Origin of the sequence: Stenotrophomonas sp. FR012 (assembly GCF_047520565.2) — a bacterium.
GTDB lineage: Bacteria > Pseudomonadota > Gammaproteobacteria > Xanthomonadales > Xanthomonadaceae > Stenotrophomonas > Stenotrophomonas sepilia.
Genome location: NZ_JAXBQL020000021.1, coordinates 18,357 through 28,146 on the forward strand (window position 1 = coordinate 18,357; position 9,790 = coordinate 28,146).

At 68.1% G+C, this 9,790-nt stretch carries 8 protein-coding genes; 4 read left to right on the forward strand and 4 right to left on the reverse strand.

The window, feature by feature from the left end; genetic code table 11:
• The first annotated feature begins 160 nt into the window (after window positions 1–160).
• The gene (locus ACM0O9_RS19340) at window positions 161–3,004 is read left to right on the forward strand and encodes a S8 family serine peptidase (RefSeq protein WP_414604240.1); all 2,844 of its coding nucleotides are present in this window, start codon (window positions 161–163) and stop codon (window positions 3,002–3,004) included.
• A gap of 47 nt (window positions 3,005–3,051) precedes the next feature.
• On the opposite strand, the gene ACM0O9_RS19345 is transcribed toward ACM0O9_RS19340, so the two are convergent.
• Window positions 3,052–4,149 carry a Glu/Leu/Phe/Val dehydrogenase dimerization domain-containing protein gene (locus ACM0O9_RS19345; RefSeq protein ID WP_004153019.1) on the reverse strand — a complete coding sequence of 366 codons (1,098 nt, stop codon included), beginning with the start codon at window positions 4,147–4,149 and terminating at the stop codon, window positions 3,052–3,054.
• Window positions 4,150–4,426: 277 nt separating this feature from the next.
• Here ACM0O9_RS19345 and ACM0O9_RS19350 point away from each other — a divergent pair, with 277 nt between their 5' ends.
• The gene (locus tag ACM0O9_RS19350) at window positions 4,427–5,503 is read left to right on the forward strand and encodes an HDOD domain-containing protein (protein WP_065185469.1); all 1,077 of its coding nucleotides are present in this window, start codon (window positions 4,427–4,429) and stop codon (window positions 5,501–5,503) included.
• Between the two features lie 3 nt (window positions 5,504–5,506).
• Here ACM0O9_RS19350 and ACM0O9_RS19355 read toward each other — a convergent pair whose 3' ends face one another.
• The 3 genes from ACM0O9_RS19355 to ACM0O9_RS19365 all read right to left on the reverse strand — a co-directional run bounded on the left by ACM0O9_RS19355 (window position 5,507) and on the right by ACM0O9_RS19365 (window position 8,475).
• Entirely contained in the window at window positions 5,507–7,063 is a 1,557-nt protein-coding gene (locus ACM0O9_RS19355; RefSeq protein WP_231114083.1) for a phospholipase D family protein, read from the reverse strand.
• 165 nt (window positions 7,064–7,228) lie between these two features.
• Window positions 7,229–7,927: an RNA pseudouridine synthase gene (locus ACM0O9_RS19360; RefSeq protein ID WP_164230334.1), complete on the reverse strand. Its 699-nt coding sequence runs from the start codon at window positions 7,925–7,927 to the stop codon at window positions 7,229–7,231.
• 47 nt (window positions 7,928–7,974) lie between these two features.
• On the reverse strand, window positions 7,975–8,475 hold the full coding sequence (locus tag ACM0O9_RS19365) for a M48 metallopeptidase family protein (protein WP_065185472.1): 501 nt from the start codon (window positions 8,473–8,475) through the stop codon (window positions 7,975–7,977).
• A gap of 63 nt (window positions 8,476–8,538) precedes the next feature.
• Here ACM0O9_RS19365 and ACM0O9_RS19370 point away from each other — a divergent pair, with 63 nt between their 5' ends.
• Complete coding sequence (locus tag ACM0O9_RS19370; RefSeq protein WP_005418186.1) at window positions 8,539–9,096, forward strand: DUF2058 domain-containing protein; 558 nt, start codon at window positions 8,539–8,541, stop codon at window positions 9,094–9,096.
• A gap of 170 nt (window positions 9,097–9,266) precedes the next feature.
• Window positions 9,267–9,533 carry a DksA/TraR family C4-type zinc finger protein gene (locus ACM0O9_RS19375; protein ID WP_005418184.1) on the forward strand — a complete coding sequence of 89 codons (267 nt, stop codon included), beginning with the start codon at window positions 9,267–9,269 and terminating at the stop codon, window positions 9,531–9,533.
• The last annotated feature ends 257 nt before the right edge of the window (window positions 9,534–9,790 follow it).

The following is a 9,790-nucleotide window of genomic DNA, read 5'->3' on the forward strand; positions in this document are numbered from 1 at the left end:
CAATGTTCGGAAAGGAGACCGAGGACGTTGGAAGCGCCGCGATTTCCCGGCAGACTGCGTGGGGGTCGACCCAAGTATAGAGGGTCGGGGAGGGCCGCCGCTGGGCGGCACCGCACGCCTGCCGGGATGTAGGCAGGCCAACGTTCATGGGAAGGAATCGATGGAACGCACGATGATGGTGAGGTCGGCGCTGGCGTCGGCGCTGGCGATGGCATTGACGGCATGTGGTGGCGGCGGAGGCGGCGGCAATGTCCGCATCGATCCCCCCCCGACCACCCCGACGCCCCCGACCACGCCCCCGCCGACCACACCGCCTCCGGCCAAGCCGCAGGAGCCGGCCTTCGACGCGCACCTGTCCGTGACCAATGCGCGTGCCGCACAGGCCGCCGGCCTGACCGGGCAGGGGGTGCGCATCGGCATCGTCGATTCGGGCGTGCAGCGCAACGCAGTGGCGCTGAACGGGCGCGTGGTCGCCAACCTCAACTACATCGACCCCGCCCGCAACAACCTGCAGGTGGACGACGTGGTGGGCCACGGCACGGCGGTGGCCAGCCTGGCCGCGGGTGCTTCGGTGGGGTCCTGGCCGGGCGGCATCGCCCCCGGCGCACAGATCGTTTCGGCGCGGATCATCGCCGACAAGCCGCCCGTCGATGACGGCAGCGGCAAGGGCAATTCCTTCAGCGGCCCACTGGGCGTGGCGCAGGTCCACCAGGACCTGATCAGCTACAACGTGAAGGTGATGAACAATTCGTGGGGCGGCCTGTACTGGACCGACCTGCCGACCACCGCGCAGGTGGCGGCCGAGTACCGGCCGTTCGTCATCAACCATGGCGGCCTGGTGGTGTTCGCGGCCGGCAACGATGCGCGCCCCGAGCCGAGCAGCCTGGCCGCGCTGCCCAGCCAGCTGGGCGTTGCCGGCTCGCTGCCGGCGGCCGATCTGGAGCGCGGCTGGCTGGTGGCCACTGCGGTGGATCCGTATGCAGCGGGCACGCTGGCCAGCTACGCCAATGCCTGCGGCCAAGCCGCGCGCTACTGCCTGGCGGCGCCGGGCAGCGCGGTCTATCCCGATGCCAACGGCGGCAGCTATTACTGGAACTACGGCACGTCCTTCGCCGCCCCGCTGATTTCCGGCGCCGCCGCCCTGGTCTGGCAGCGCTACCCGTACTTCGACAACAACCTGGTGCGGCAGACCCTGCTGGGCACCGCCAAGGACATCGGTGCGCCCGGCGTGGATGCGGTGTTCGGCTACGGCCTGCTCGACATCTCGCGGGCGATCAAGGGGCCGGGGCGCTTCGACTGGGGCGATGTGGTGGCCAATGTCGATGCGCCATCGAGTGGCTCGCTGTGGAGCAATGACATCGTCGGCAGCGGTGGCCTGGTCAAGCAGGGCGGGGGAACCCTGGTGCTGGGGGGCAACAACAGCTACAGCGGTGCCACCCGCATCGAGCGCGGCATCCTGTCACTGCAGAACGGCAGCGTGATCCGCTCCAACGTGACGATCCTGGCGCAGCCCGATCCGGATTCGACCGGCCTGCAGTTCAATGGCGGTACGCCGCGCGTGATCGGCAATGTGGTCAACGGCAGCAGCGTGTTCCTGACCACCGGCAACACCACCGGCACCATCGAGGGCAACTACACCCAGCAGGCCGGCGCGCAGCTGATGATCGCGCTCGGTGCCAATGCGCTGCAGGTCACCGGCAACGCCACGATCAACGGGGGCGTGCGCGTGCACGGCTTCGTCTCCGGCTATGTGCCGCAGAACGGCAGCCGCCAGGACCTGATCCACGCCGCCGCCGGCCTCAGCGGCACCTTCAGCAGCCCGGCCACCTCCAGCGGCCTGCAGGGCCTGTCGCTGCTGCAGAGCAGCTATGGATATGACAGCAACAACGCTTGGTTGAACCTGACCCAGGTCAGCGTCACGGCGGCCGCGACCGGGCTCACGGCCTCGGCGCAGTCGGCTGCGCAACGCGTGGACAGTGCGTTCAGCGTGCTTGATGGCGATACGACGCTGCAGGGCTCGGCCTTCGGTACGGCCGCCGGTGCGCTGCAGTGGACCGGCGGTGGCAGCAAAGGCCTCGAGGCCAGTTTGCAGAGCCTGTCCGGACAGGCGCATGCGCGGGCCGAGTCGGCCACCTTCGACAGCATCGACATGTCACGCCGCGCGATCGCCGAGCGCTTCGATCGCGTGCAGACGGCGCCGCGCCTGCGCGGGGCCTGGCAGAGCGCGCTCGGCGAAGCCGGGCAGGGCAGTTTCGCCGGCAATGCCGCCGACAGCCGCGGTTGGATGGCCGGCCAGGACCTGCCACTGGGCAGCAATGGGCTGATGGGCGTGGCCTTTGGCGAAACCCGCAGCAATGGTGGCAGCAGCGTCGGTGGTGATCGTGGGCGTGATCGCCAGGCGCAGGCGCAGCTGTATGCCGGCTGGAACCTGGGCCGGGGCTATGCGCTGGCGCAGGTCGGCAGCGGCCAGTTCACCCGGGCGCTGGATCGCCAGTTGCTGCTGGGCGCCGGCGCCTACGGTGTCTCTGCACGTTACGGCGGACGTTTCAGCAGTGCCAGTGTCGAAGGCGGCTATCGTTTCGGCCGCGCGGGTGCGTCGTTCACACCCTACGTGGGCGCCAGCAGCACGCGCGTGGATACCGATGCCTTCAACGAACTGGGCGGGTTCGGCTTCGGCCTGCGTGGCGATGCCAACCGCGTACAGCGCAGCCAGATGCTGGCCGGTATCCGCGGCGAACGTGGCTGGGGGCGCTGGACCCTGCGCGGGCATGCCGAATGGCAGCAGCGGCTCGATGGTGCCGATGCGGACTGGCAGGCCAGTTTCGTCGGCGTTGATGCATGGGCGCCACTGGCGGGCTGGAACGCGCCGCGCGGCAGTGCGCTGTTCGGCGTGGCGCTGGAGTCGTGGTGGGGCCGCAACGGCCGCCTGAGCCTGGGCTTCGACCAGCGCGTCGGCGGCGAAGGCGCGCGGCAGGCGGCGTTGCGCTACAGCACCGGGTTCTGAACGGGCGGTCGCGCCGGGTCGAAAGGCCCGGCGCGACATCGGCAGGCTCAGCCGCCGCGCAGGTTGCCCAGGCGCGGGGTGCTGCGACCCAGCGGCATCTTCAGCTTGCCGATCGACAGGATACGGCTTTCGGCGATGCGGTCGGCTGCCCGCTGCGGCGCGATGTTCTCGCGTTGCGACAGTTCGAAGATGCGGGTGAGGTTGTGGTAGATGCTGCGGATCAGGCGCATCGCGCGTTCGCGGTTGTAGCCATCGATCTCCAGCGACACGTTCATCACGCCGCCCGCGTTGACCGCGTAGTCAGGTGCATACAGGATGCCGCGCGCATGCAGTTCATCGCCGATTTCCAGGCTCGACAGCTGGTTGTTGGCGGTACCGCAGATGATCTTCGCCTTGATCCGCGGCAGGGTGTCGGCGTTGATCGCGCCTTCCAGCGCGCACGGTGCGAACACATCGGCGTTCACTTCGTGGATCTCGTCGGGCTTGACCGCTTCGGCGCCGAAATCGCTGACCGCGCGATCAACCAGCGCGCTGTCCAGGTCGGTGACATACAGTTTGGCGCCGCGATCGCGCAGCAGCTTGACCAGCTCCATGCCGATGTGGCCCAGGCCCTGCACTGCGATGCTGGTCTTGCCCACTTCCTCATGGCCGAACTTGAAGCGCATCGCCGCCATCAGCGCCTGCAGCGCACCGTAGGCGGTGAACGGGGCCGGATCGCCGGAGCCGCCATGGACCTGGTGCACGCCGGTCACGAACTGGCTCTCCAGGTAGATGTTCTCCATGTCGTTGACGTCGGTGCCGACGTCCTCGGCGGTGATGTAGCGCCCTCCCAGCGAGTCGACATAACGGCCGAAGGCGCGGAACAGTACTTCAGTCTTGTCCACTTTCGGGTCGCCGATGATCACCGCCTTGCCACCACCGACGTTGAGGCCGGCCAGCGCATTCTTGTAGGTCATCGTCCGGCTCAGCCGCAGCACGTCGGCCAGCGCCTCGTCGGTGCTGGCATACGGACGCATGCGCACGCCGCCCAGGGCCGGGCCCAGGGTGGTGTTGTGGATGGCGATGATTGCCTGCAGGCCGGCATCGTGGTTGTGGCAGAACACCACTTGTTCGTGGCCGGTGGTGGCGAGGGTTTCGAATAGCATGGCGTCTCCGATGGCGCGATCAGCGGCGAACTGCAGCGAACGGCCAGTGAACGGTAGGGTCCCAAAACAAAAAAAGCGACGTCGTCATGGCTGGGGGACGGGTCGCGCGGCGCCATTCTAGTCCATTCCCCTGGCCGGTGCCGTCGACATCGCATGCCTTCCGGTTAAAGAAGATGAAAGTGCGGCCGATGCTGCGACGACGGCGGGTGGCCGGATTGGCGTGAAGAGGCGGGCGGTCAGTGACGGCAAGGACATTGCAACGACAGGGCGGGCGGCGATGACAGCGGCCTGGTGGCGATCGCTGCGCGGCTGGCTGGCGCGTTCGACCGGGGCGGCACCGTCGCGGCTGGTTGCTGCGTCCCGCCAGGCGGTGGCCGCCGCAGCGGCGAGCCTGCAGGGCGAGGCGCTGCCCCCGGCCGAGATCGCTGCACATCTGCAACGTGGCCTGCATGCGCTGGCCCTGTACCCGCGTCTGGCCGGTGAATCCACGCCGGTGCAGGCCGCAGGGCTGGGCGAGGCGGTGGCGCGCGCGCTGCAGGACCGCAACTGGGCGGCCAGGCAGCTGCCCCGCCGGCCGCAACTGCTGCCGCAGCTGATCCAGACCGTCAACGACGATGCCGCCTCAGCGCGGGTGATGGCCGCGATCATCGGTCAGGACCCGGTACTGACCGGCAACCTGCTGCGCATCGCCAACAGCCCGGCCTACAAGGTGCATGAGCGCCCGGTCGAAAGCCTGCAGCGGGCGGTGACACTGGTGGGTACCGAAGGCGTGCGGCAGATCATCAGTGCGGTACTGGTGCAGCCGGTGATGCAGGTGCAGTGCGAAGTGTTCCCGCAGTTCAGCACGATCATCTGGGAGCACGCATTGCTGGCCTCGCGCGCGGCTGCAGACCACGCACGCACGGTTACCTTCGGTGATGCTTTCGCCGCGCAGTGGCTGGGCCTGGTGCAGGGACTGGGCGCGTCACTGGTAATGCGCCAGCTGCTGCAGGAAGCGCAGGCCCGCGGCGAGGCCGTGGAGCCGGCGTTGGCCCTGCAGATGTTGCAGCAGTGGTCGTTGCCGTTGGCGCAGCGGGTCGCCGCCGCATGGGAGCTGCCTGAGCCGGTTCACCAGGCCCTGGCGGTGGATGCAGAAGGGGCGCTGGCCGACAGCCTGCGCCTGGCCAGCGCCGCTGCAGCGGCCAGCCTGTTGTGCCGCCATGGGCATGCCAGCCAGAGCCGCATGCTGGCGCTGCTGGAGCAGCTGCCTTCAGCGCCGCCGCATGCATTGCGCTGGATCTGGCGGCGCCTGCATGGGCGCAGCGTGGAAACGCTGGATGATGCCGGACAGGACCAGGCCGGCCCGGCGGCCTGAGTACTACAGCTGCGATTCGACCGGCAGCCAGCTGATGGCCCGCGCGGTCCAGCGCTTGCCCAGGCTCGCGCCGGGTTCGGCCTCCACCCAGTGCGGTGGCGGTTCACGCTCCAGCCAGCGTAGCCGGCCTCGGTCGTCCAGCGCCAGCCACCAGCTGTGCCTGGGGTCCGCCAGGCGCAGGTACTCATCGCGCAGCTGCGCCCCCAGCACCGGGTCGTCGAACAGTACGCCCATTTCGGTGTTGAGGTAGGCCGAGCGAGGGTCGAGGTTGAACGAGCCGACGAAGCCGCGGCGGTCGTCGACCACGAACGCCTTGGTGTGCAGGCTCGCGCCGCTGCTGCCGAACATGCCGGCATCGCCGGACTGCCCCTGCGCCTTCAGTTCGTACAGGTGGACGCCCGCTTCGAGCAACGGCACGCGGTAGCTCATGTAGCCGCCGTGCACGGCGGCGACGTCGTTGGCAGCCAGTGAGTTGGTCACCACGCCGACCTGCACGCCCCGCCCGGCCATGGCCGAAAAGCCATCCAGGCCTTCGTTGCCTGGCACGAAGTAGGGTGAGATCAGCAACGTTTTGTGCCGGGCGGCCTGCAGCTCGCTGATCAGGGTCGACACCAGCCAGGCAGCGCGATCATCCCTGCGATGCTTCATCGGCGGGTCCGAGACGATGCGCACTGCACTGCTCCAGTGCAATGGCTCGGGACTCGGGCGTTGCCGCTGGCGCGATTCGGCCACGCGCGCAAGGTAGGGCCGGGCCACGTCCCGCTGCGCCTCATGATCCGATTCGCGCACCAGCAGGCGCAGCTGTGCATCGGTATGGAAGGCAAGCGCGGATACCGGAATGGCGGCCTCGCTGTTCCAGTAGTCGTCGAAGATCCGGTTGGCCTGCTCCACGGCAGGGCCGGCGACCAGCAGGTCCAGATCCTGGAAGTTCACATCGGTGCGCGCGCTGAAGTACTCCTCGCCGATGTTGCGGCCGCCGACGATCGCGACGCGGCCATCGGCGATCCAGCTCTTGTTGTGCATGCGGTGGTTCACGCTGAAGAAGCGTTGCACCATCTCTACCACGCGCAGGATGCCGGTCCGGTTGCGGAACGGGTTGTAGAGGCGGATTTCAATGTTGGGGTGCCGGTCCAGCGCCATCATCAGCGCGTCCTTGTCCTTGGCGTTCATGTCATCGAGCAGGATGCGCACGCGCACACCGCGCTCGGCGGCGTCATGCAGCGCCTTGGCCATCAGGTGGCCGATCAGGTCGTCGTGCCAGATGTAGTACTGCAGGTCCAGGCTGCGGCCAGCGTGCGCGGTGATCATCGCGCGCGCGGCGAAGGCATCCATGCCATCACTGAGGAACGCTACGCCTGATTGCCCGGGATGCGCGTCCTGCAGCGGCACGATCTGCTGGTCGATGCGGGTCTGCGCCGGCTGCAATGGCAGTACATGCGAGGGCGCGCCCTGTGCCTGTGGCGTGAGATGGTCGGCCAGCAGCAGCCCGGACAGGACCAGCAGCAACAGCGCGGCGAGGATGATTGCAGCGACGCGCAACAGGCGTCGCCACAGGGGCATGGGCAGGCTCATGCCTCGATGGTAGATCCACGCCCTGCGTGAAGGAATGCCTGCAGGATCGATAGGGCGTCAGCGCCCTTGACTTCGGCAAGGGATCCGACCCCGCGGGCGTCACGGATGGGGGGCGGACCCGTTTCTGCAGGAAAGGGCCCTGACCCGCAGGCCTCAGAACCGCTCGTCGCTGCCCAGGTAACGCCACTGCGCCGGCGGCAGCGGCCCCAATGCCACGCGGCCGATGCGCAGTCGGCGCACGGCCAGCACCTGCAGCCCGGCGGCGGTCACCGACACGCGCAGCCCCTTGGCGGTCAGCCCCTTGCCGGCAAAGCGCAGGCGCTGCTCGCTTTGCCAGCTGACCTTCGCGCCGCCGGATTCCTGCTGCAGCCGCGCCAGCAGCCACGGTCCTCGCTCGGGGCCGCCTTCGGCCACTTCGATCAGGTATTCCTGTTCGGTGCGGCCCAGATTGCGCTGTAGATGGGCCAGCGTGGCCGGATCCTGGCTGACCACCACCAGGCCGCTGTCGCTGGCCGGAAGTGCAGCGGCCAGCTGCAGGCCGTGGAAATGGCGCTGCAACGGACGGATGTCGCTGGCATCAAGTTCGCTGCGGCTGTCACTGCTGACCAGCGCACACAGGGTCTCAGCAGCAACGCCGGCCGGCTTGTGCAGCAGCATGCTGACCCGCTCGGCCTTTTCATCACGGGCCTGCTCGGCCACGACGATCACCACGCTGTCATCGACCGGGCGCTGTGGCTGTTCCACCACTTCGCCGTCGACCGTTACCCAGCCGCCTTCGATATAGCGCCGCGCTTCGCCGCGGGGGATGCCGAGCAGGGCGGACAGGCGTTTGTCGAGACGGATCGGTTCCATGGCGGGCAGGTCGGGCAGGGGGCGCGCAGTGTAGCTGCTGCGGCCGGTCAGCGCTGGCTGCGGTTGGCCAGCTCGGTCAGGTACAGACGGGTATCGAACTCCAGCTGCAGGTAATCCGGTTCCATGTGCTGGCACAGCTGGTAGAAGGCCTTGTTGTGGTCGGCTTCCTTCAGGTGGGCCAGCTCATGCACCACGATCATGCGCAGGAACGCCGCTGGCGCCTGGCGGAATACCGTAGCGATGCGGATCTCGCGGCTGGCCTTGAGGCGGTTGCCGTGCACGCGGGAAATGGCGGTATGCGTACCCAGCGCGTGCTTGATCACTTCCAGGGTGTTGTCGTAGCAGACCTTGTTGAGCGGCACCGACTTGCGCAGGTAGCGATCTTTCAGCGCCTGGGTGTAGTCGTACAGCTGGCGGTCGCTGCGCACCTCGTGCGGGTCGGGATAGCGCTGCTGCAGCCAGGGGCCGAGCTTGCCCTGCGCCAGCAGTTCGCTGACCTGGGCGACCAGGGGTTCGGGGTAGCCGGTGAGGTACTTCAGGACTGCCATGCAGGGGCGGCGGGGCGTCGGTAGAATGGAAGCATCCAAGATTACACGCGGTATGTACCAACCATGGCAAAGCCCAACGCGCTGCAGGAACAATTGCTCAAGGCAGGTCTGGCCAAGAAGTCGCAGGCCAGCGCCGCCGCGCGGGAGCAGGCCAAGGCCCGCCAGGGCAAGGCCGAATCGGCCTCGGCCGAGGTCCAGCGTGAGGCTGAACGTGCCCGTGCCGAGAAGGTCGAGCGCGACCGTGCGCTGGCCGCCGAGCGCAATGCCCAGGCCAGGCAGGCGGAACAGAAGGCACAGGCGAAGCAGATCATCGCGGCCCATGCAGTACCCCACAAGGGCGATGACGAGTATCGCTTCAGCGATGGCGCGGCGATCCGCACCCTGCTGATCGACCCCAAGCTGCGCAAGGCGCTGTCGGTGGGCGTGCTGGTCATCGTCGCCAATGGCGAGGGTTACGCCCTGCTGCCGCGCGCCGCCGCCGAGAAGGTGCGCGAGCGGGCTCCGGAGGCGATCATCGTCGACCACGGCCAGCCGGGCTCGACTGCCGAGATCTCCACCGGCAACGCCGAGGACGACGCCTATTACGCCCAGTTCCAGGTGCCGGACGACCTGATCTGGTAAGCAAAAAGGGGACGGAGGGGATTAAGTCGCGATCGCCCCGATTGGATCCGTTGGCGTTCTGCTCAGCTTGCTGAAGGCGCACCGGGCACGGCTCGGCGCAACACTGGCCTGCTCCTTTGTGCGCGGGTGTATCGTCCCCATATCAGGCGACACACCTGCGGAGGAAGACCATGGCCACCGGTTGGGCGGGAGATGGCGCGGTCCAGGACCAGATCGACGCCACCGTCGACGATGCGATCGCCCGCGCGCGCCGCCAGCTGCGGCAGGGCCCGGGCCTCGAGCACTGTGAGGAATGTGAAGCGCCGATTCCGTTGGCGCGACGTCGTGCTGTGCCGGGAGTTCGCCTGTGCGTGGCGTGCCAGCAGGCGCATGACGAAGAAGAGCAGGCGCATGCCGGTTACAACCGGCGTGGCAGCAAGGACAGCCAGCTGAGGTAAGGGGTGCTCGGCAGGGCTGCGCCATGCACCTGCTTGGAGCAACGGCAACGGCAACGGCAACGGCAAAAGCGTGCTATCCGTGGGATGGCGGGGTGGGTCCGATTGAGGGGGACGCTGCAAGTACGTCCATGTAAGCTCGTTCGCCGCATCCATGCGGCTCACGCCCCCTCAACCGGACCCACCCCGCCTTCGACAGATTTCCGCGATCTGTTGGAACCTGCTGCTGATGGTGGGTGCCGACCGTTGGTCGGCACGGG